This is a genomic window from Paenibacillus sp. NPDC057934 (genome assembly GCF_042887565.1).
Classification (GTDB): domain Bacteria; phylum Bacillota; class Bacilli; order Paenibacillales; family Paenibacillaceae; genus Paenibacillus_AQ.
In genome coordinates, this window is sequence record NZ_JBHVPB010000007.1 from 348,846 (window position 1) to 371,147 (window position 22,302).

At 46.5% G+C, this 22,302-nt stretch carries 21 protein-coding genes; 5 read left to right on the forward strand and 16 right to left on the reverse strand.

Annotated elements, in window-relative coordinates; all coding sequences use genetic code 11:
- Positions 1 to 18 precede the first annotated feature (18 nt).
- Both ACFVRY_RS18295 and ACFVRY_RS18300 read right to left on the reverse strand, forming a co-directional pair.
- The gene (locus ACFVRY_RS18295) at positions 19 to 861 is read right to left on the reverse strand and encodes a transporter substrate-binding domain-containing protein (protein WP_387501696.1); all 843 of its coding nucleotides are present in this window, start codon (positions 859 to 861) and stop codon (positions 19 to 21) included.
- Positions 862 to 904: 43 nt separating this feature from the next.
- Entirely contained in the window at positions 905 to 2,518 is a 1,614-nt protein-coding gene (locus tag ACFVRY_RS18300; protein ID WP_387501697.1) for an HAL/PAL/TAL family ammonia-lyase, read from the reverse strand.
- 224 nt (positions 2,519 to 2,742) lie between these two features.
- Here ACFVRY_RS18300 and ACFVRY_RS18305 point away from each other — a divergent pair, with 224 nt between their 5' ends.
- The gene (locus ACFVRY_RS18305; RefSeq protein ID WP_387501698.1) at positions 2,743 to 3,105 is read left to right on the forward strand and encodes a nuclear transport factor 2 family protein; all 363 of its coding nucleotides are present in this window, start codon (positions 2,743 to 2,745) and stop codon (positions 3,103 to 3,105) included.
- Between the two features lie 7 nt (positions 3,106 to 3,112).
- Complete coding sequence (locus tag ACFVRY_RS18310) at positions 3,113 to 3,316, forward strand: hypothetical protein (RefSeq protein WP_387501699.1); 204 nt, start codon at positions 3,113 to 3,115, stop codon at positions 3,314 to 3,316.
- 141 nt (positions 3,317 to 3,457) lie between these two features.
- On the opposite strand, the gene ACFVRY_RS18315 is transcribed toward ACFVRY_RS18310, so the two are convergent.
- The 8 genes from ACFVRY_RS18315 to ACFVRY_RS18350 form a co-directional block, all read right to left on the reverse strand.
- Positions 3,458 to 4,174, reverse strand: coding sequence for a gamma-glutamyl-gamma-aminobutyrate hydrolase family protein (locus tag ACFVRY_RS18315; protein WP_387501700.1), 717 nt, complete (start codon positions 4,172 to 4,174; stop codon positions 3,458 to 3,460).
- A gap of 53 nt (positions 4,175 to 4,227) precedes the next feature.
- The gene (gene opp4C, locus ACFVRY_RS18320) at positions 4,228 to 5,109 is read right to left on the reverse strand and encodes an oligopeptide ABC transporter permease (RefSeq protein ID WP_387501701.1); all 882 of its coding nucleotides are present in this window, start codon (positions 5,107 to 5,109) and stop codon (positions 4,228 to 4,230) included.
- A 50-nt stretch (positions 5,110 to 5,159) separates the two neighbouring features.
- Positions 5,160 to 6,110: an ABC transporter permease gene (locus tag ACFVRY_RS18325; protein WP_387501794.1), complete on the reverse strand. Its 951-nt coding sequence runs from the start codon at positions 6,108 to 6,110 to the stop codon at positions 5,160 to 5,162.
- Between the two features lie 29 nt (positions 6,111 to 6,139).
- Positions 6,140 to 7,120, reverse strand: a complete 981-nt coding sequence (locus tag ACFVRY_RS18330; protein ID WP_387501702.1) for an ABC transporter ATP-binding protein — start codon at positions 7,118 to 7,120, stop codon at positions 6,140 to 6,142.
- Positions 7,117 to 8,136 carry an ABC transporter ATP-binding protein gene (locus ACFVRY_RS18335; protein WP_387501795.1) on the reverse strand — a complete coding sequence of 340 codons (1,020 nt, stop codon included), beginning with the start codon at positions 8,134 to 8,136 and terminating at the stop codon, positions 7,117 to 7,119. Before ACFVRY_RS18335 ends, ACFVRY_RS18330 begins: the two co-directional genes overlap by 4 nt.
- Before the next feature lie 48 nt (positions 8,137 to 8,184).
- Entirely contained in the window at positions 8,185 to 9,594 is a 1,410-nt protein-coding gene (locus tag ACFVRY_RS18340; protein ID WP_387501703.1) for an amidohydrolase, read from the reverse strand.
- 19 nt (positions 9,595 to 9,613) lie between these two features.
- Positions 9,614 to 11,278 carry an ABC transporter substrate-binding protein gene (locus ACFVRY_RS18345; RefSeq protein ID WP_387501704.1) on the reverse strand — a complete coding sequence of 555 codons (1,665 nt, stop codon included), beginning with the start codon at positions 11,276 to 11,278 and terminating at the stop codon, positions 9,614 to 9,616.
- Between the two features lie 209 nt (positions 11,279 to 11,487).
- Positions 11,488 to 12,459: an alpha-L-fucosidase gene (locus ACFVRY_RS18350; RefSeq protein ID WP_387501705.1), complete on the reverse strand. Its 972-nt coding sequence runs from the start codon at positions 12,457 to 12,459 to the stop codon at positions 11,488 to 11,490.
- A gap of 267 nt (positions 12,460 to 12,726) precedes the next feature.
- On the opposite strand from ACFVRY_RS18350, the gene ACFVRY_RS18355 reads away from it, so the two are divergent.
- Complete coding sequence (locus tag ACFVRY_RS18355) at positions 12,727 to 13,269, forward strand: TetR/AcrR family transcriptional regulator (RefSeq protein ID WP_387501796.1); 543 nt, start codon at positions 12,727 to 12,729, stop codon at positions 13,267 to 13,269.
- Between the two features lie 118 nt (positions 13,270 to 13,387).
- Here ACFVRY_RS18355 and ACFVRY_RS18360 read toward each other — a convergent pair whose 3' ends face one another.
- The 3 genes from ACFVRY_RS18360 to ACFVRY_RS18370 all read right to left on the reverse strand — a co-directional run bounded on the left by ACFVRY_RS18360 (position 13,388) and on the right by ACFVRY_RS18370 (position 16,727).
- Positions 13,388 to 13,846, reverse strand: a complete 459-nt coding sequence (locus tag ACFVRY_RS18360; protein ID WP_387501706.1) for a tautomerase family protein — start codon at positions 13,844 to 13,846, stop codon at positions 13,388 to 13,390.
- Between the two features lie 186 nt (positions 13,847 to 14,032).
- Positions 14,033 to 16,369, reverse strand: coding sequence for a M13-type metalloendopeptidase (locus ACFVRY_RS18365; RefSeq protein ID WP_387501707.1), 2,337 nt, complete (start codon positions 16,367 to 16,369; stop codon positions 14,033 to 14,035).
- 46 nt (positions 16,370 to 16,415) lie between these two features.
- A complete protein-coding gene (locus tag ACFVRY_RS18370) occupies positions 16,416 to 16,727 on the reverse strand; it encodes a YbjQ family protein (protein WP_387501708.1) in 312 nt (103 codons plus the stop codon).
- A 177-nt stretch (positions 16,728 to 16,904) separates the two neighbouring features.
- On the opposite strand from ACFVRY_RS18370, the gene ACFVRY_RS18375 reads away from it, so the two are divergent.
- A complete protein-coding gene (locus ACFVRY_RS18375) occupies positions 16,905 to 17,639 on the forward strand; it encodes a response regulator transcription factor (RefSeq protein ID WP_387501709.1) in 735 nt (244 codons plus the stop codon).
- Positions 17,636 to 19,372: a sensor histidine kinase gene (locus ACFVRY_RS18380; RefSeq protein ID WP_387501710.1), complete on the forward strand. Its 1,737-nt coding sequence runs from the start codon at positions 17,636 to 17,638 to the stop codon at positions 19,370 to 19,372. The genes ACFVRY_RS18375 and ACFVRY_RS18380 overlap by 4 nt, the downstream gene beginning before the upstream one ends.
- A 208-nt stretch (positions 19,373 to 19,580) precedes the next feature.
- Here the strand turns inward: ACFVRY_RS18380 and ACFVRY_RS18385 are convergent, their stop codons facing one another.
- The 3 genes from ACFVRY_RS18385 to ACFVRY_RS18395 form a co-directional block, all read right to left on the reverse strand.
- On the reverse strand, positions 19,581 to 20,372 hold the full coding sequence (locus tag ACFVRY_RS18385) for a CPBP family intramembrane glutamic endopeptidase (RefSeq protein ID WP_387501711.1): 792 nt from the start codon (positions 20,370 to 20,372) through the stop codon (positions 19,581 to 19,583).
- 248 nt (positions 20,373 to 20,620) lie between these two features.
- Positions 20,621 to 21,412, reverse strand: coding sequence for a CPBP family intramembrane glutamic endopeptidase (locus tag ACFVRY_RS18390; RefSeq protein WP_387501712.1), 792 nt, complete (start codon positions 21,410 to 21,412; stop codon positions 20,621 to 20,623).
- A 92-nt stretch (positions 21,413 to 21,504) separates the two neighbouring features.
- Positions 21,505 to 22,272, reverse strand: a complete 768-nt coding sequence (locus ACFVRY_RS18395; protein ID WP_387501713.1) for a MerR family transcriptional regulator — start codon at positions 22,270 to 22,272, stop codon at positions 21,505 to 21,507.
- Positions 22,273 to 22,302 lie beyond the last annotated feature (30 nt).

The following is a 22,302-nucleotide window of genomic DNA, read 5'->3' on the forward strand; positions in this document are numbered from 1 at the left end:
ATATTTAATTCGGACTCTCTATTCATTTTTCTGATTTTTTGCGGCCAATTCGGAAGCGGCTTGAATATATTTATCAAGATCTCCAGAATCCTGAAGTCGTTTAATGGTTTTGTTGATCGATTCACGCAAAGCATCTTCATTCTTTTTGACGACAACTCCAACTCCAGCGCTGTTTAAAGCAGAATCATCTATAACGATTCCATCAGCAATCGCAAGCTCGGGATTTGCAGCTACAGCAACTTTTGCAACAAGACCTTCACTAATAACAACATCAACCTGCTTAGCTTTTAGAGCAAGGTTTAGCGTATTCATGTTGTCCATCAGCACAAGATTTTCATTCGGGAATTGAGCTTCCATTAACGTTTGCTCCGTAGAGTTCAGCTGCACACCGATTCTCTTCCCTTTTAGATCGTCCAGGCTTTTGTATTTGTCCTTGTCCGAAGCTTGAATCAACGCAATGTCTTGGGACAGATAATAAATATCCGAGAAATCTACCTGCTTCTTTCTCTCTTCTGTTGCTGATAAGGCTGAAATCAGGATGTCAGTCTGGCCAGCTTTGAGGGCTGGAATTAATGCATCAAGGTCTAGTTGTTTAAACTCCACTTCTACTCCGATATCCTTGGCAATTTCTTTAGCTAGGTCAATATCAAAGCCAACTCTCTTATCTGCGCCGTCAACAATGGCATGGAATCCAAATGGAGCGAATACAGCATTATTGCCAACCACGATTTTCCCTTTTGCCTTTATAGCCGCCAGTGCATCCTGAGTGTCGTCATTTTTATCCCCGCAAGCCGATAATACCAACACTAACGCCCCTACTAAGCTAATAAGTAACCATTGTTTGAGAACTCTCTTTTTCATGAAAATCCACTCCCTTATTTGTATGTTTTGAAACATGAATCTACTAAATTAAATCTCCAATGGCAGCTTCGATTTTCCCTACAATCTCACCAGATTCAGCTAGTTTTATAGCTCCCTTAGAAAGCGAAGGCATATAGGTATCATTATCTGTGAACGGAATGTTATCTAGTAACACGTCATAGGCGATTTGCGTGCCTGCCCCTAGTTTAAAATCCCCCAATACATCTCTTGTGATATAGATGGCTCTTGAGGCAAGCAAATATTCGATCCCAATAATCTTGGGTAGATTATCTATGATTTGCTTTGTCTTTCTGCATGCCCAAGGAGCCATACTTACATGATCCTCTTGATTGCTTTTAGTAGACAGGGTATCTACGCTGGCAGGAAAACATAGTGTTTTATTCTCGGAGGCAATTGCTGCGGCTGCACATGATATAACAGGGTACCCACAATTCAGACCCGCAGGTTCTCCGGCAAGCATTGGAGGCAATCCATAGTTAAGCGTTGAATCACATAGTGCAAAAATTCTTCGTTCCGAAATATTCCCGATTTCCGCTAGACTCATGGCTAGAATATCCATTGCAAAGGCAATCGGTTCACCATGAAAATTCCCTCCGCTTAAGAAATCAAGCTCCCCATGTTCATTCCAAAACACAAGTGGATTATCTGTAGCCGCATTGATTTCCCGCTCCAGAATTTCTCTGACATAGTTAAGGTTATCCCTACATGAACCATGTACTTGCGGCAGACAGCGAATGGAATATAAATCTTGCACGCGCGGCTGATACTCTGGATGCAGGACATCATGCTTCAGATGAACTTTCCTTGCATCTTCGGTCGTGCGCTCGCTGTCTCTGACAAGTCTTCTAATATTGCTGGCACTATCTATTTGCCCTTTTTGCCGTCTTACAAGATGGATTCTCTCATCAAATGCCGCCAGTTCTCCACGCATAGCCTCAATACTTAACGAGGCAGAAGCCTCTGCTTCTTTTACTAGCTTGGCAGCATCGTAATAATTAAGCACAGCCATCCCTGCGAACATGGTCGTTCCATTAATGAGCGCGAGTGCATCCTTTGCTTTCAGCTCGAATTTGATCGGATAGATCCCAGCTCTTTTTAAAGCTTCCGGAGCAGATAATATCTCACCTTCGTAGTAGGCTTCAGCAGCATCATACCCAATGAGAACCGAGGCCATATGTGCCAAAGGCGCGAGATCGCCGCAAGCTCCAACTGAGCCTTGCACAGGAATTACAGGATGAACGCCTTTATTCAGCATTTCGACCAACCTGTCTACCACTTCAATTCTGAGCCCGGACACGCCCTGACAAAAAGCATTTAGTCTTACCGCCATTGTCGCTCTAACCACTTCTTCTGATGCAGGGTCACCAACGCCCCCACAATGCGACAAAATAATATTTCTTTGGAACAAATCATTATCTTCAACCGAAATATTGAAATCTTTCAATTTACCTACGCCAGTATTAAAACCATAGATTGGGGGGGCGTCACTTCTGATCCAATTCTTCTCTATGTATTCTCTGACTTTAATAATTTCTTTTCTACTAGATTCAGCAATTCGAACCTGAACATGATGTCTGGAGATATTAACAATATCTTCAATTTCTATATTCTCTCCATCTAGCATTACTTCGCTCATAATCGATCCCCCGTATCATGCATCTGTTTCTATAATAGAAACAGATGTTTCTTTATTTGGTTAATTTTAGTTAAGTGTAAGAGATAGACGTTTTCGTGTCAATACTTAACTCATAAGTTTAGTCGGAATTTGTTTTGCAGGTCGGAATCATAAGACCATTCATAACATGACATACTGTAGTCTAGTTATGAATGTTACAGTTGAATTACAAAGGAGGAGTAATCATGTCTTTTCAACTACCAACACCAATTGCAATTTACATGGATACCCTAAATACCAATGACAATTCTGTCATTGACGATTGCATGGCAAAAGACGCTCACGTTCACGATATTGGTGAAAACAACCATTTCAATGGACTTGAGGCTATTAAGAAGTGGCGCGGAGACTCCAATGACGAATTTAAGCTGAGATCCGAGGTTATACACGTGGAAGACAAACACGGAATAGTCATTGTAACTTCCCTAACCAGCGGCAATTTTCCGGGAAGTCCCCAACTGTTTTATTATTTCTTTACAGTCGCAAATAACCTGATTTCCAATATAGAAATTGTTCCAGGTGAGGAAAATGTAAAACTCGAAATTTAAGCAGTGCTTGGCAGTTGTCAGAACGCAACAAAGTGCAGTTCGTACTGGATACCGTCAAGCAGTGGACAAGCAAAATAGACGTACCTCGGATGCCATGCTCCATTCGGATCAAGGCTTCCAATATACGTCTCAAGCGTACCACAAGCGATTAGAAGGATTCGGCATCGGCGCTAAGGGCAGTCACTCTTGCAAAGCCAACCTGCCTGGATAACACATGTATCGAATCCTTTTTTTCGTATCATATATTTACTTTTATAATGACCAGCGGTTTCAATCCAAGCTGGAGCAGCGGAGTTGCCTAATCATACTAATCGTAGCCTTATTCACCGTTACTTTGTTTACTCCAATCTCCCTACGTACGGCCCTGCTCCACAAAGGCTGCAAATAACTTCGTCATTTGTGGCTCGTTAACTGCTGCCATATTTTCCGGATGCCACTGCACTCCGATTGTGAACGTTCTCCCCGTATGCTCAACCCCTTCAATCACACCATCAGGTGATGTTGCCGTCACTTGCAATCCTTCTCCGAGTTCTCGAAGGGCCTGATGATGAAGACTGTTGACCCTTACTTGGGTGCTCCCAAATATGTTAGCTAATCGGCTATCCGGGGCAACTACAATATCATGAGTATCGCTGCTTCTTGGAACACCTCGCTGTACATGCTCTAAAGCTCCCTCATACTGGCTAGGCAAATCCTGATAGAGCGTGCCGCCGAGGGCAACATTTAGAACCTGTACTCCGCGGCAGATGGCGAGCAGCGGCTTATCGGCTGCTAGAACATAACGAATCGCTTCCAGCTCAATCACGTCACGAATCGCCAGTGTCTGTCCAAGCTCAGGTAAGGTCTCTTCGCCGTATCTGGAAGGGTCGATATCTTCTCCTCCTGTAAAAATCAGACCGTCGCATAGTTCGATCAATTGTTTGACTGTCTCAATTGAAGCAAGCGGCAGAACGATGGGTAGACCGCCCGCCGCTTCTACCGCAATGTGATAATCCTGATGAACGTATACCCCTTCACTGTAAGCGTTCAATCTGGCTAATGTGCTTGTAATGCCGATAACAGGTTTCATGATAAACTCCTTTTACGCTCATGGTATGGGCCTTTTATGTAAGAAACGTCATGCTACTGGCGGGTATCCAGCGCATCGCGCAGACCATCACCTACAAAATTAATTGCAAGTACCGTGAGCAGAATCATTGCCCCCGGTGGTACCCACAGCCATGGCTGATCGGTTAATACCGTCAAGGATTGTGCGTCCGTGAGCATATTCCCCCAGCTAGCTGTCGGGGGCTGCACCCCCATACCAAGAAAGCTAAGGCCCGCTTCACTCATAATGGCAGAAGCAATGCCAAAGGTCGCATTCACGATGATGGGTCCAACAGCATTAGGGAAGATATGCTTGAACAATATCCTCGGCGTACTCAGTCCGAGAGCGACGCCTGCATGAATGTAGTCAAGCTGCTTGATAGAAAGCACGCTACCTCTGACGAGTCGTGCGACGCTTGGCCAGGAGAACAGGGCCAGGACGAGAATAATCGTCGTCATGTTCGAGCCTAGAATACTAATGACTACAAGAATAACCATCAGAAAGGGAAACGCCATGAACATATCCGTTATCCGCATGATCACCATATCCAGCCAGCCGCCAAAATAAGCAGACACGATGCCGATTAGCGTTCCAGCAGTCACATATAGAGCTACTGTCACGAACCCGACGATAAGTGAAATTTGCGTCGCATAGATGAGACGACTCAGAACATCGCGTCCAACCTGATCCGTCCCAAGCCAATGCTCTGCCGAAGGAGCTGCTGAGAAAATTCCCGTTACTTCTTTGGGATCGTTCGGAGCAATCCACGGTGCCAGCAATGCCACAAGGATAAGCAACACAGTTATTACTAACCCAGCAACGGCCAGCTTATGCCGAATAAAGCGAGTAAATAACTGCTTTAAAAAAGCATCCTCTGTCTCCGGGTTAACGCTCTCAGCAGGGATCACTGCAGACATTGAGCCCTCATTAAGCTCATACGGAGATAATGCCAAGTCGAACACCCTCTCTAAGTATATTTAATACGCGGATCAGCTACTGCATACAGTAGATCCGTAAGCAAGTTGGTCGTAAGTACAATCAGCGCCGCTACCAGGTTCAGCCCCATCAGTATTGGATAATCGCGAGACAATATGGATTGAATCGTTAGCTGACCGATACCTGGCCATTGGAATATCTGCTCAATAAGAATACTTCCGCCTAACAACAGGGGAATCTCCATGCCAACCACTGTAATGATGGGGAGGAGCGCATTACGTAGCGCATGCTTATTCGTGACAATAAACGGATGCAGGCCTTTAGAATTCGCTGTACGCAGGTAGTCCATATTCATTACATCCAACATACTCGCCCGCACATAGCGCACTTTTTTCCCTGCAATGACGATGCCTAGTACAAACACAGGCAGAATCATATGGCTAAGACGATCCCAGAAGCCCCCTGCGCCGCCGAGTGTAGCCATCCCGCCCGTGGGGAACCATTTCAATTGCACAGCAAATACATAAATAAGCCCCAAACCGAGGAAAAACTGCGGAATAGAGGTGCCGATAAAAGATAGGCCTGTCATAATATAATCGAACTTCGTATTTTGCTTAACCGCGCTAAGAATACCCACAGGAATGGCAATAAGCATACCGAAGATGAGCGCAGCAGAGGCCAGCAGTAAAGTTGGACCGATTCTTTCCCCGATGATCTTCGTAACGGGTGCATAAGAGCTGAAAGAGTAACCTAACTGACCATGCAGCAGATTCAGCAGCCACTTAAAATATTGCAGAATCACAGGATCATTCAGACCCAGAATCTCTTTCCTCAGCTCAAGGACTTCCTTGGGGGTATTCGGATCAATGAACATATCAACTGGATTTCCAGGCGCAAGCTTAATAATGAAATAATTAAGCACTGTAATCCCCAATAGGACAGGAATCGCAATCAGGATTCGGCGGATAATGTATTGAAAAATGGCCGGCTCCTCCCTTCTCTTTCATTACTCTATTGGGCAAGAGGAAAATGACAAGAAACCGCATGCGGCTTCTCATCTAATGCCGGTTCTTCAAGGCGACATAGCTCCTGCGCATACGGACAGCGGGTATGGAATCGGCAGCCCCTGGGAGGATTGGCCGGAGACGGCACATCGCCCTGAATGACAATTCGTTTGTCTGCACGCAGGGTCGGATCTGGCTTCGGATAGGCTTGAAGTAAGATTTGCGTATAAGGATGCTTCGGACTACGAAATAGTTCATCCTTATCGCCAATCTCGACGATTTTCCCCAGATACATCACAGCCACTCGAGTGCTAATATATTTCACTGCACCGATTCCATGGGCAATAAATAGATAGGTCAGATTCAATTCTTGTTGCAGATCGGACAGGAGATTCAGTATTTGTGCTTGAATGGATACGTCCAGCGCAGATACCGGCTCGTCGCAGACGATCAGCTTAGGCTCAAATGCGATAGCCCGGGCGATTCCGATCCGCTGACGCTGACCACCGGAGAACTCGTGCGGGTACCTATTCTTATAAGCTTGTGGCAGTCCTACCATATCAAGCAATCGATTCACACGCGCCTGTACCTGACTGCCTGCTGCTAAATGATGCGCAATATACGGCTCTGCCAAAATGTCAGCCACTCGTTGACGTGGATTAAGCGAAGCATATGGATCTTGGAAAATGATTTGGAGCCGGGTACGAACCTCCCTCAGTTCCTTTTGCTTCCGGTAAGTAATATCCTCATTTTCAAACCATATCCGCCCTTCAAAAGGATCCTCAAGTCGCACAATCGAGCGACCAAAGGAGGACTTGCCACAGCCGGACTCACCAACAAGTCCGAGCGTTTCGCCTTTATGGATGCTCAGGCTAATATCGTCTACCGCCTTTACATGACCGACAGTACGCGAGAAAACGCCTTTTTTAATCGGATAGTACGTCTTCAGCTGTTCAACTTGAAGCAGCGGAGAATCTGCGGTCATCATACGCTAGCCTCCTGTTGCTGGGAATTTGCGGTGTGTGATAAAGCGATAGCCTGTTCTTCGACGACCCAGCATCGTACTTGATGCTCACCCTCCACACTTTTAAGCTCAGGCTGTTCTTGCTGGCAACGGTTGGTCGCCCAGGCACAACGGGTATGGAAGCGGCAGCCCTCAGGCATCTTGGTGATCGAGGGCACCGTGCCGGGAATAGCCTCTAGGCGTTCGTTCTCTCCATGAATACTCGGGATGGATGCCATCAAGCCTTGCGTGTAAGGATGCTTTGGTTCACGGAAGAGCGTGAATACATCCGCCGATTCTACAATTTGGCCAGCATACATAACGACTACACGATCCGCCATCTCGGCTACGACCCCCAGATCGTGGGTGATCAGCATAATCGCTGCCTTGCTCTCTTCCTGAAGCACCTTCATCAGCTCCAAAATCTGTGCTTGGATCGTGACATCAAGTGCTGTCGTCGGTTCATCGGCAATCAGTAACTTAGGCTTACAAGACAATGCCATAGCAATCATAATTCGCTGGCGCATCCCGCCAGAAAGCGTATGCGGATAGGTGTTCATTAGACTCTTACCCTGAGGCAATCCAACTTTATGCAGCATTTCAATCGCATAAGCTTTGGCTTCCCTGCGGGTAAGACTCGTATGACACTGAATCATCTCCACAAGCTGATGTCCGATCGTCAGAACCGGATTCAGCGAGCTCATCGGCTCTTGGAAGATCATAGATATCTCCTTCCCCCTTAGGGTACGGAGCTCCTTTTCGGAATTCGCAGCTATATTCTGGCCGTTAAAGCGAATTTCCCCCTGCTTAATTCGACCATTCTTACCGAGCAGTCTCATGATTGACAGTGAGGTCACACTTTTCCCGCATCCAGATTCACCTACAATACCTATTGTCTCCCCTGCTTTCAGATTGAAGCTAATATCCTGAACAGCAACTACGTCTTCTTTCCCATTCCAAAATACAGTTTGCAGCCGATCGATTTCCAATAGATTAGTGATATGATTCACCGCCCTTCTGACAAAATGACGCCGTCCGCGTTCAACTTCTCAAATAAGAACCGGTGCCTGCACTTCTTCCGGGATCGCCGGAACATAGGGCTTGCCCTGTGTCGAGTTTAGAAACTCTGCTCGCGCTTTGTTCAGTCCCTCTCCGCCGTCTGTTAGCAGCTCGTAAGCTGCAAGGGCCAGCAGCTTGGCGGCATGGTGCATACCTTTAAGACCAATTGGCGAACCAAAAGCAGCCGTCGCTTGCCAGGTATGCACCTGTACGCCAAGTGGCGCACAGGTCGTCGTAATCTGGCCCACTGGCGTAATCCAAGAAACATCACCAACATCGCTGGAACCGCCACCCGTTGTCTGTGAAGTAGATCGGTTTTCGTAGAAACCCGTTGGCAGAAGCTCGTCCGTCTTTCCCCACTCCTGATGACGTTTCTTAGCAGCTTGCAACAAGTCCGGATCGAGGGTGCTTGCAAGAGCTGTCGCCAGCTCTTGCTCCTCAGGTGAGAAGTTCAGCCCCCCTGCAGCGTCCTGTTGCTTCACAAGCAATTGATTTAGCGTTTCGTTTACATTCAAATCATAAGCACCCGCTTTAATCTCCCAAGTGACTGATGTCTCTGTCATCAGTGCACCACCTTGAGCGATCTTGACCAACCGCTCCAGCAGTTCGTCCACATGCTTGCGGTTGACGCCGCGGAGGTAGTACCAGACGCTTGCCTCATCGGGCACAATATTCGGTGCTTCTCCCCCATTGGTAATCGTATAATGAATACGCGATCCTTCTGGCACATGCTCACGCAAGTAGTTTGCCCCGACATTAGTCAACTCGACTGCATCCAGCGCGCTGCGTCCCAAGTGCGGAACTACGCCTGCATGTGCAGCACGACCTTTGAAGAAAAATTCAACCGAAGTAAGTGCTGATGTTCGAATGCTCCAAGCGGCATTCGAGGTCCCGGGATGCCAGGTGAGCGCAGCATCCAGATCATCAAAAGCACCGGCTCTCGCCATAAATGTTTTGCCGGACAAAACCTCTTCTGCCGGGCAGCCATAATAACGAATCGTACCTGACAATCCTTCCTTATCCAGACTTTGCTTTAATGCGATTACAGCTTCCACACCGGCCGTCCCCAGTAAATTATGGCCACAGCCGTGTCCAGGTCCGCCAGGAGTAATAGGCTCACGAACCGCACTAACCTTCTGTGAAAGCCCCGGAAGCGCATCATACTCCCCAAGAATCCCGAGCACTGGTGCACCCGAACCATACTCAGCTACGAAAGCTGTTGGTACGCCACCTATGGCAGAAGTAATTCGGAAACCCGCTGCCTCCAGTGTTTCTAACTGCAGCTTTGAGGCGAAGGCTTCCGTATAAGCTACCTCAGGGCGATTCCAGATGCGCAGCGCAAGCTCATCATAAGTCGTTCTATTGGTTTCAAGCCAGTTCACCAGTTGTTTTTTACTCATGCTCCATGCTCTCCTCCTCCTATTTAAGATCCCATTCATTAATGTTGTTGAACATCCCAATATCGAGCGGCTTGCCAACGAGTACGTCCTTGGACACTGCTAGTAATCTTTTTTCCGAATAAACAGCCAGGGATGGTACATCTTCATGAAGGGTCTCCTGGAGCTTGTTATAAATTTCTTTGCGTTTAGCCGGGTCAGCTTCCGTTTCGCCCTTAGTGATCAGCTCATCAACCAGCGGGTTTTTATAATTCAAGAAGTTGCCCGGATTGGTACTCTTGAACAGAGTGAAGTAGGAGCTCGGCTCAATATAAAAGTCACGGGTGAAGATGGTAATGTCGTAATCGCCTTTTAGTACCTTTTGGATTAATGTAGGGAAATCAAACTTTTGCACTTGAATGTTGAGGCCGATAGCCGTCAGGTTTTGCACAAGAATATCAGCAGCCTGCTCGCGGATTTTGTTGCCTACCGGAACGAGGAATTCAATCGGCTGTTTCTTATCCCAATTGGCCTCTTCTAACAGTTGCTTTGCTTTCTCCGGGTCATAGCTATAGTTCTCAATATCCTTATTAAAGTAAGGGTGGTAGCTCGGAATACCTCCGTCAATGACCTCTCCTTGACCTTTAAGCAGCTGGTCCACAATCAAGGTGCGGTTGAGCGCATAAGCAATGGCTTGGCGTACCTTTGGATCTGCAATTTTGTTACTGTTAAAAAAGATTTCAGGAGGTACGGAAGGGTTTCCTGAGGCCAGGTCGACATTCTCAAATCCTTTGACCTTCTCATAATCTGTAATAGGGATGAGACCTACAGGTACAGAGTTCATCTGAATTTCCCCAGTTTGCAGCTGCGCGACAAGGTTGGTGGCTGGCAGCACTTTGATAAAAATTTTATCCAGCTTGGCGACATCGCGGTAATAGTCGGTATTTTTGACCACCTCAACATACTGTCCTTGGGCAAAGTTAGCGATCTTGAAAGCGCCTATCGTAACTTCTGGCTTTTGGAAATATGGGTTCGTGGAGATTTGCTCCGGCGCTACGTCCTTCAGAATGTGCTCTGGCAAGAAGAACACTTTGGTACCGAAGCGCTCCTTGAAAATAAGAGGATCAATGGGTGTTTTTGTTTTGACCTCGAATGTCTTGTCATCTACAATCTTCAAGCCGCTGATTTCGGTCGTTCCTTCTTCCAGCTTACCGGCATCGTTCAAGCCTTCGATGAAGTTCAGCTTAAAGTTGGTTTCTACCTTCGGGTTAAGGGCTGTTTTTAGTGTAAAAGCAACATCAGCTGTGGTGAACGGCTGCCCATCATTCCATTTAGCCGCAGGATTCAGCTTGACGACAAACGTTTGGTTATCCGTTGTCTCTACGGATTCAGCAATCTTTGGCAGAAATTCAAACTTCTCATTTAAATCCAGAAGGGAGTCATTTATTAATGCAATCGCATTATCAGCAGCAGAATCGCCCTGATCATTGATTTGGTTCAGCGTGACGGGTACGTTAACAATGCCTATATATACAACTTTCTCTTTCTCTTCCTTTTTTGCAGAAGGTTCAGCTTCTTTAGGCTTGTCCGTAGCTGGTGCCTGCGTTGCCGAAGAAGAAGATGTATTGGCTGAGGAACCACACGCAGATAACACGAACATAAGTGCAATAACGAACAAGAGCATGGTTCGACGATAATGACGATTCATAATTTCAACCCCCTAATTTTGATTATTCCAATTTGTTTAATATGAATTATAGCTAAATTTACCATTGTTAAATCTCGACTGTCCAATAGATTTGTTCAATTAGATTATCCAAAATATTGAATCTCGCGAGCAAATCAGAGGATTTGAAAATAGAAAATCGCTACCGGTTCAATGAATGAACCAAGCAGCGATTTTTTAAATGTGAAAGCTTATTTTCTATATGACCAATTTTCCGGAATCGTAGTGAGATTAGCTGGGTGATAGTACCGTTCGCCGATTTCTTTAAAGCGCTTCAGAATGTTATCGTCCAGCACACCTTGCTGGTTCGGCGCACCATTCAGCAAGAAGGATACATTGTGCTTGTTACATTCAACGATTTTCTCCAACGCCCAGTCAGCGCTTCTAAGCTCCATAGTCGTATCTGGCGTTCTCCAGAACCAGGTTTTCGTTAAAATATTGCAGCTCGCTCCAGGACCGTTAAAAGAGTGATCAACCTCTTGCCCGGCAGCATTTTCAAAAAATGCAATGTCCGTTTGCTCTACTCCTGACTCACAGCCAATATTCATCAACAAGCACTGTGGTTGTAATCCTTTGACCAGAGCGTCGATTTCCTCAAAAGGAAGATCTTCGTAGCTCGGGCCACCCCAGGGCGCATTCCACCCATCAATAATCAGGAACGGGATTTCACCGTAGCCGGTCAGCAGCTCCTCAATTTGATTTTTAATAAACTGCTTGTCTTCAGCTGTACATTTCTTCCGGCCGATTTGGTGATGCAGGTCTAGTGCGGAAAAATACAGCCCCGCCTCGATCCCTTCTTGCCTGAATGCATCAAGATATTCCTTAACTACGTCTGATTTTAGCGTCGCGTTTTTCACAGAATGATCGGTATATTGTGTCGGCCATAAGCTGAATCCTTCATGATGCTTCGCTGTCATCGCAGCAAATTTCATCCCTGCAGATTTGGCAGCCTTGGCCCATTGGGCACAGTTCAACTGCGTTGGGTTCCAGTCCTTGGGATCGAAAATAAATCTGCGGGGTTCATCGTTATTTTCGTGGCCATACTCCCAATCTTCCACTTCCGTATCTGCGAACTGAAATGTAGCACTATTGAAATGAATAAACATCCCAAACCTTTGATTGACGAACCATTGTTGTTGTTGAACTAATCCTTGATTACTCATGAAGATTACCTCCCAATTATAATTACTAACAGAATCGTATAATATCTACCACTCTATATAATTACATCCTCTGTTACAGCTAACAAAATCGACATTCTATAGTACAATTCCTACATAATTATCTGGAAGGGCTACATGTTTCTTGATGTCCCTACTCTGTACGTTTGCATATTTGAAATGTACAATCGTTACTATAGAAGCTAACAAGCTTAGAAGGGCATAGGCAAAAGGAAGGTGTTAAATATGACTCTAAACACTCGAGAACTAATGATTGAAGGTGCTATACAGCTCCTAGGACAACGAGGGGTGCATGCCACCTCATTTACTGAAATCATGAAAGCTACTGGAGCACCAAGAGGCTCAATCTACCATCATTTTCCTGAAGGTAAAGACCAACTGGTCAAAGAAGCTATAGATTTGGCTGGGAAACGCGCTGTAAGCTATCTTAATACGTTTGAAGGACAACCCGCTGAAATCGTAGCCGAGAAGTTCATTTCACTATGGAGAATGCTATTAAGTCACTCCAACTTTGAAATGGGTTGTTCTGTGCTTGCGGTAACTGTAGGATCGGACTCGTCAGACTTGTTGGATGAGGCTGCAACTGTGTTTAAGCAATGGGGAGACCACTTAACAGCAATGTTATCTGCCGGTGGTCTGGACCAGGGCAAGGCAAAGGGGCTAGCAAGTGTCCTTATTGCTTCCTGCGAAGGTGCTGTAGCCATCAGTAAAGCGCAAAAGTCATTCGATACCTTCGATACGGTAGCCGAGCAACTGCTTATTATGATAAGAAGTGCATCCAACCCACAATGAGAAACTGAATAATTCCTTATCTTAAACAAAGTTCCCCTGCCTAAAAAATTTGGCCTGTAATCTGCAATTCCGTATTGGAACATGCAGCGTTACAGGCCAAGTTTTTTATATAAATTTCTTAATCCTCTTTGGCTGCTTGAGCCGCCTGAGCAGCGGCCGCACGAGCTGCCAATGCACTAAATTCTTCAACGCCAAAAGCAGTTCCCTGCATTCCCCAACCACCCTCGGAAGCTTCTGTAAGAATGACCCAAGTGCGCTTGAGAAGCGCATCATCACCAGCAATCCGCGCTACAATTTCTGTCGCTTCCTTCGTAATCTGCTTCTGCCCTTCCCGATTCAGGACACCTGGTGGGGTAATAATTTGGATTCGTACATTATTCGCCGAGTTTGTGTTTCCGGTATGAATATCTGTGGCTTTCAGCCGATGAATAAAAACTGCTGTATTGTCCAAATGAAATGGGCTCGGTGAAACAACGCCTTCTGCCCTAAGAATTGCAAGGGCCAATGCTGTTCCTAATTCATTTTCTGCACCTGCAGAAAAAAGATTCTCTGGTGTGTAGACATCGATCATTGGCATAGTGTAACTCTCCTTTTTAAGTACGATTATGACGATCATCATAATCATATATTATGACGATCGTCATAGTCAATAGTTTCTTCCCTTTGATCCTACTTATGTGATTGATTTCTTTTAACATATAACACAGGGCCAACCTAATGGTTGGCCCTGTCATGTCATGAACGACGATATTCAGATCCTATTTTACCAAATTTTAATTCTGTCCTTAGGAGCTTTGTACATCAGGTCGCCTTCTTTGACGCCAAATGTCGTGTAGAACTCGTCGGTGTTACCAACCACGACATTTACCCTGAATTTCACAGGCGGATTAGGATCGATGGCTAGCAGCAATGGTTCAATTTCAGGAACAACCTTCTGTCTCCACACAGTTGCCCATGATTTATAGAACTCTTCCAGATTGGCATCCTTCAATTGTTTTGTCGCTTCAAGAGCAACCTGTAGTCCTGCAATGTCGGCAATATTTTCGGGTAGTGTCCGTTGTCCATTGATTTTTTGACCCAGATACTCTAAGTTGCTGTATTGGTCAACAACAGCCTTAGCTCTGGCTTCGAATTTCTTAAAATCATCTGCTGTCCACCAGTCAGTCCGATTCCCAACCCCATCAAATTTGGCGCCATTTGAATCAAAGGTGTGAGAGATTTCATGCCCAATAACCGCTCCTATAGCGCCATAATTCTGGCTTGGGCTTTGATTTTTATCATAGAATGGTGCCTGAAGAGCTGCGGCAGGGAATGTGATGGTGTTGGTCAACGGTTCCGAGATCATATTCGCAGTGTTGGCGGTTATTCTCCAATCGTTCCGGTCAATGGGTTGATCGATTTTCGCAAATTTGTTTTTCATAATAATCGCTTGGATTTCCTGGTTATTCTCATACAATGTCTTGCCCGCATCAACCTTAAGCGACGCATACACCGCATCGATCTTGTCCGGATAACCAATGTGTACTTTCAAGTTATCCAGTTTTTTAATCGCTGCTGTCTTGGTTTTCTCAGACATCCAGTCATTTTTTTGAAATTTATTTCGGTAGACTTTAATCATGTTTTCAGCCATTTTTGAAATATCTTGCTTGGCCTTCTCCCCGAGATAAGTCTTGCCATAATATTGTCCAGCAATCTCTTTAAAATCAGCGTTGACAATATCATAAATCGTGTCATCCGTTACTACCATTTGTTCTTGGGCAGCGGCCCCTCTGCTCAATTGCATTGATTTTGCTATCATCTCATCGGATAGTAGAGTAGCAGAGTTTAATACAAAGGTTGCGTAGGTCCAGCTTTTCATTTTCTCCCAGTTTTTTTCATTGATAAACTTATCCAAATTGTTGAAATAATCCATTTTCATTAATGAGACCTTTTCTGGTTTTTTACCGGTAACATCAACTATGAATTTTTCCAGGTCAATGTTTTTACTATATCCCTTTAGCTCTTTCAGTGTTTTTGGAGTATACATTGATTCAACATTACTCGCATCTTCTGCAGTCATTGTATATTGCGTAAATTCTGCTTCGAACGCTACCGCTTCACCAGCAATTCGCTCTGCAGCTTCTTTGGTTTCCCCAACACTCACCAATAGATCTGCCAGCATATTCTTGTACATCCCTACCATGGCTTGACCTTGAGGGTTTCCAGACACATACATGCTCTTTTCAAGTCTCGGTTTAGGAGAATTAAGGTACAATATCGTTTTCGTTGCATCCTTCATATCAGACAAGATATCCAAAGTAAAGGGTAAAGCAAACCCTCTAACATAGAGATCTTTTTGATTTTTTGCAAAATCCGCCAAACTGTTTATGGACTTAATTTTTGCAATATCACCTTTAATGGCTTCATATCCCTGTTTGTTCAGTTTTTCCCGATCAGCAGCAAGTTTATAGTACTTAATCATGTTGCCGAGCTCGTCATCTATTTTGTCACGCCCTTCGGCTGACATTTTGATCATATCCTTTAACAGCTGTTTTCTTACTACAGCATCAAGGTCACTTAATCCGCCTATAATTACTTTACCTGCCGGTATTTCTGTCGAAACCTTCCACTTCGCATTTACTGCTTCATAGAAGTCGTCTTGCAGTCTAGTTACTGCAACTTCATTAGTTGGCTGTTTAGGTGTAAGCGTAACTTGGTGTTGTGACGGATTCCATGCCACTTGATAGCCTGTAGCTTCAGCAACAAAGCGGAGTGGTACATAGGTTACATTCCGGATTTGCTTTGGTGCTGCATTCAACTTGACGGCCTTGCCGTTTACAGTTGCATTCGTGCTACCAATTTTCAAGGACAAGGAGAGACCTTCTTTCGCACCGCTAACGGTACGGGTTGCTTGATCCCACTTCATATTAACGCCGAGCTTCTCCATAAAAAGACGCACTGGAACAAGGGTGACCCCCTTTTCTACGATCGGTACGGAATTGCTGAACTGGATCTGCTGACCATTCAATGATACGGATAAAGCCTGTCCTGCTGCATGAACGGAAGATAATCCAGAGGTAAGTAAGGATAGGGTCAGTATTGTAGCACTAAGTTTTTTCATCTGCATGTAAGCTCCTTTTCGTAAAATCATTGATACTTGGATGTGCTTAGATAATAACTGCTGTTCCACTGACAGCGACCATCATCATGTCCTGGCGGACAACTGCGTAATGGATACCCACACCGATAACCGCATTGGCTCCCATCTGCAAAGCCTGTTGTGTCATTTCTGTAAAGGCTGCGTCTCTTGCTTCCTTTAGCTTGGTTTCGTAAGCTTTCGAACGCCCGCCTACCAGATCTCTAAATGAAGCAAGAATATCTCTCCCGACATTAGCACCCATGATAACTTCACCGGTTGCCACGCCGATATACTGCCTTACTGGGGCACCTTCAACGATTGCGGTTGTTGTAATAATCATCTGGCTTCCTCCTGGAAACATGAATTCGTTATCCGTTGTTCGTAGGTTCCTTATTGACTATCCTACCAGCCCTATCGAAACAGAGCCTAAACGAATAGATAAACATTAGCTTAAGTTCGCCGCCTCCGTTTAGGTTCTGTTAATGTGAGTAGGCTACTATGGTAAGGGGTGAAAATGATGACAAATCTATCTGATATTAAAATCGCAATCGTCGACGACGAACCTTCGATTGTCACGATGCTGCAAATGGTGCTGCGCAGGGAAGGATTCCATCAGCTGTACGCAGCTTCCACCTGTGCAGAAGCACTCGACTTAGCGGAGCGCATAGCCCCCGACATCGTCCTACTCGACATAATGCTCCCCGACGGCAGCGGACTAGAGCTCTGCTCCAAGCTTCGCGAATACGGTAATCCACATATTTTGTTTTTGACTGCCAAGGCTTCCGATCTCGATGTTCTGCGCGGCTTCGCCATGGGTGGGGACGATTATATTACGAAGCCCTTCAATCCCCTCGAGGTGACCGCGAGAATTCAAGCACGCATACGTCGTCTGGAGCCGGAAGCTCCCATAGCAAATCCAGTGCAGCGACCCGATTCGGGGATTTACCGGTTCAGCCGTTTCACCGTCAACGAGGCAGAAGGTGAGCTGATCGTGGAGGGACAGCCCGTTCCTTGTCCCGCACAAGTCTTTCAATTGCTGCTGCATTTTTGCAAGTTTCCCGGGGTCGTATTCTCCAAAACACAACTCTATGACAAGGTCTGGGGAATCAACGGACAGGGCGACGATTCAACCGTGATGGTGCATATCCGGCGCATCCGGGAGCGGATTGAGATTGATCCCGGTAATCCGAAGCTATTGCTTAATGTACGTGGACTGGGCTACAAACTGGTGAAGGAGTCGCAGGAGCGATGAAGATCCAACAACGCATCACATTCCATTTCACCTATCAATTGATCTTTTATGCCTTGGTGATTCTCGCCCTCTCTTTGGCTGCCAGCGTCCTGTTCTACCAGAACATCACAAATAATGATTTACGCCGAAATTTTCCGGATGGCGCTTTGCAACTGATTGCCCAAGAAGCAACTTCTAAGAACGGTGCGATTCATCTCTCCCCCGAGTGGGACAAGCTCATCACGGAGAAAGGAATGTGGCTTCAGGTTGTCAATGCTGAAGGCGAGGTTATCTATAACGTCAATAATGCTCTTCATCCATCGTTGCCGGTCTCTTACTCCACTGCCGGGCTGCTGGATATCCAAGAGACACGGACAGTTGGAACGTATGCCGTACACACTAAGCTGAATTTTGCTCCTAGTGGGCCGCTCCTGTACATGCTGGGCTACCATAGCACTGAACTTGACCAACTCATGGCCTGGTTCAATGCCTATGGGCAGCAGGGGAAGGTGCAGAGTAGTGCGATTCCCCTCTTGGAGCAACAGCTGCGTGAGACCGGCGGCTACCTCCAGGTGCTTGACTCCGAGAGCCATATTGTACAAGGCATAGGCGATAAAGTTTATGAAAAGAAAGCGTATCGTCCATTGGATATTCTGACTATCCAGCAATCACCGAGCTACTATGACACAAATATTGTCACTCATCGGGACGAGCAGAGCGGAATGAAATGGATTTTTTATACGACCAATACAAAGGGAAAACCACTAAAACACCCTGTGTTTGATTCGGCAACGCGTAAGCTCACCTGGTTTGCAGGTCTTGCCCTGCTCTTGGTGGTGCCCATATCCATCTGGCATGGCAACCGTTACGGACAGCCGCTGATTCTGTTCGCAGGCTGGTTCGAACGCATGGGACGTGGACAATACAACGAGGTACTGACCGCGAAGGATAAGCGTAAAATATTTCGCCGCAACGGCACGATGCGAATTCGCTACAGGCTCTATAAGGAAGTGATAGAATCCTTCTATCAGATGGCCGGTCAATTGGCTCAAACCGAGAAGGAACGGGCGCGGCTGGAGAAGACGCAATCGGAGTGGATGTCAGGGATCTCGCATGATCTGCGCACGCCCCTGGCTACGATTCAAGGTTATGGTTATATGCTGGAGAGCTTGCCTGAATGGAGCAATGAGGATATGCGGACTATGGGCATGACGATTCGGGAAAAGGGAGAGTATATGCTTGAGCTGATCTCCGACTTTTCTATGATTCATCAGCTCAAACAGGGAGATTCAATCATGGAGCTTCGGGAAATGGATCTGGATGAGTTAATACGCTGCTCTGTACTGAAGTACGTTAACGATGCCACCATGTCGGAGTATCAATTTCACTATGTGGGGGATGAGCTTCCCCTGTTGGTACAGGCAGATGAGATTTGGCTGCAGCGGCTGATGGATAACCTGCTGTCCAACGCCGTGAAGCATAATCCACCAGGCGTGGTCGTTACCGTCTCTATCCGTAAGGTGGACAACAAGGCATGCATACGAGTAATTGATAATGGTAAAGGGATGGACGAGGAAACGCTGCATCATTTGTTCAAGCGCTATTACCGGGGAACGAATACTGAAGAAAAGACAGAAGGCACCGGGCTCGGGATGAGCATCGCCAAAACCATCGTGGAAGCGCATGGCGGCGAAATCCTTGTTCAATCCAAAGTGTGGCAAGGTACGAAAATTGAAATTTGGTTGCCCTGCTAAGCGAACACTGGCAACGCCTGATTTCTTTTCATCCTATGAGAGGCCAAACATCGACATTAGACCAGCAAAAATAAAAGCGTCTTTGTTGCAAAAAGCTGCGGGGTTAATAACCCCGCAGCTTTCATTTTTAAGCATATCCTATTTTACCCAAGAGTAATTCTATCCTGTGGGGGCAATGTACATTCTATCGCCGTCTTTCACGAATGAGTCAGCCGACTGATCGTGACACGCTTTGGGCGCTATCGCGCCCTCTTTCACGGCGGAGGATAATCGGAACCGTGATCACTGCAGCGATCACCAACAACGGAGCTAGTATACCAGCGATGGGTAACGCCGACTCGCCATTCGCTGAGAAGACGCTAAAGTCCCAGAGCCCGTGCAGGAACATAGAGGCCACGAGCGATCCGGTAGACCGCCGGGCGAGGTAGAAGATCGAACCAAGGCCAAAAGCGATCACTACCTGGAACAGGGCGCCCATCCCGATGCCCCAGAACATGTTCGGCAGGTGGAAGACTGCGAACATCGCTGTTGAGAGCAGCCAGACCCCAGTTTCGCCGAAGCGGCTGCGCAGCGCAACTATCAATTGACCCCGGTTGATCATCTCTTCATTGAAGCCGACCATGATACTGCCGAAGATGAGATACAGCCACATGAGAGGCGTGATACGGGTGAAATCGCCGGTCAGCATGTTCACGACCGCGATGACTATCATGATGATCGGCAGAGTCATTGTCCAACGAGAAAGACGCCGTCTTTCAACCAAGCTGGGGCGCCACCATCCGAAGACCGTGACCATTATGATGGTCAGCAAGGCACCGCCGGACAGCGGTGCTATATACCAGAGAAGGAGGGTCCGCTCACTCTCCCCCACTCGTGTGTAGTCGATATCGTTGAGCACGAAGATCGCGTAGAAGACTGCACTGTAGAGGAAATAGGTGAGAACACCCCATCCTACGCGGGGACGAACCCGAAGGGCGGGATCTAAAGATTCTTGCAACATGTCCCTATTGTTTGACATCATAAACACTCCCATTATAAATTATATTTTCTTTCATTTACTCTTGGTATAAACCGTCTTATTTATCCTTCTCAGCTCCTTTGTAACGTCAGTGTAGCACCTGACGTTACGTCAGGCGCAAGCATTCTTTTTATGTTATCCACAAAAAAGAGCCATCACCAAAATCCTCATATCGAATGAAGTAGGAATTTTGGTATGACTCAATATCTGATTGAAGATATACAGTTGAATCAGCCGGCTGGTCGTGACACGCTTTGGGCGCTAGCGCGTCGTTTCTCACGACGGAGGATGATCGGAACCGTGATCGCTGCAGCGATCGCCAACAACGGAGCTAGTGCACCAGCGATGGGATACGACGACGAGCCATTCGTAGAGAAAATGCTCAAGTCCCAGAGTCCGTGTAGGAGCATGGCGGACACGAGCGATCCGGTAGACCGCCGGGCAAGGTAAAAAATCGAACCGAGGCCGAAAGCGATCAATACCTGGAACAGGGCACCCGCCCCGATGCCCAGGAAGATGTTCGGCAGGTGGAAGACTGCGAACATCGCGGTTGCAAGCAACCAGACCCCGGTTTCACCGAAGCGGCTGCGCAGAGCGACTATCAACTGCCCCCGGTTGATCATGTCCTCATTAAAGCCGACCAAGATACTACCCACAATGAGATACAGCCACATGAGGGGCGTGACACGGCTGAAGTCACCGATCAGCATGTTCACGATCGCGATGACCATCATGATGATCGGGAGAGTCATCGTCCATCGTGAAAGACGCTGCCTTTCCAGCAGACTGGGGCGCCACCATCCGTAGATCGTGACCATTGTGATGGTCAGCACGGCACCGCCGGACAGTGGTATTACGTACCAGAGAAGAAGGGTCTGCGCACTCTCGCCTATTCGCGGGTAGTCGACACCATTGAGCACAAAGATCGCGTAGAAGACTGCGCTGTAGAGGAAATAGGTGAGAACACCCCATCGTACACGGGGACGAACTCGAAGGGCGGGATCCGAAGATTCTTGCAGCATGTCCCTATTATTTGACATCATAAACACTCCCACTATATATTAATATTTTTTTCATTTGCTCTTGTTTTCTTAAAATTTCAACTTCGAATACTTCAAGAGCTAGAAATATCATGACTGAGTAGATGAACTAACGCTTCAACCAAGTAGTTCATAAGTTCCGGTTCGAATTTCGGAAAAAGCTGCAGATCCCACTCCCCTAGCGCTATTAGCGTTTCGATCGTCTCCAGTTCCTGTAGCGATTCGCCCAACATCTGCTCGATTATCAGCTTTATAGTAAGCGCACGCTCCTGCACAAGGTGATGTTCCGGTGGTAGCCCTTGCTTGGACATCACGAGCAGATCGTTCACCGTTATCATGATCTTACGTTCTACCTGATCTCGTTCTTCCGGGCTCAATCCACTTAGTAACACCGATTGTACGAATGTATCCGGCAGACGTTCGGAGAGCCATTGCTTCTGCTCCTCCTCATGCTGAATGGAACGAACCATCATCATCATAATTCCTGGATCAATCGTGTCGTTATCACCAACGATTGCTATTGCCCGTTCAACCGTATCCACAATGCGCTGAATATGCTGCTGCTTCTTCAGCAGCAGCCCATATTGCAGCTTCAGAGAAGCATTAAAATCCTTGCCGTCCTGCTCCAAATACTCGCTGATTTCATCCAAGGAGTAATCTAAATATTTTAAAGCCAATATTTGATGGAGTCGGAACAAATCCTCATCAGAATAAGTACGGTATCCACCCTCGGTGTATCCGCTTGGCTTGAGCAGCCCCTTGCGGTCATAATATCGCAAAGTAGGTGTCGACGTTGAGGTCAATTTCGAGAATGAACCAACGGTATAATGCTTCTTACTCATCTTACTCAGCCCCTTTCTAGTTTCAGTATA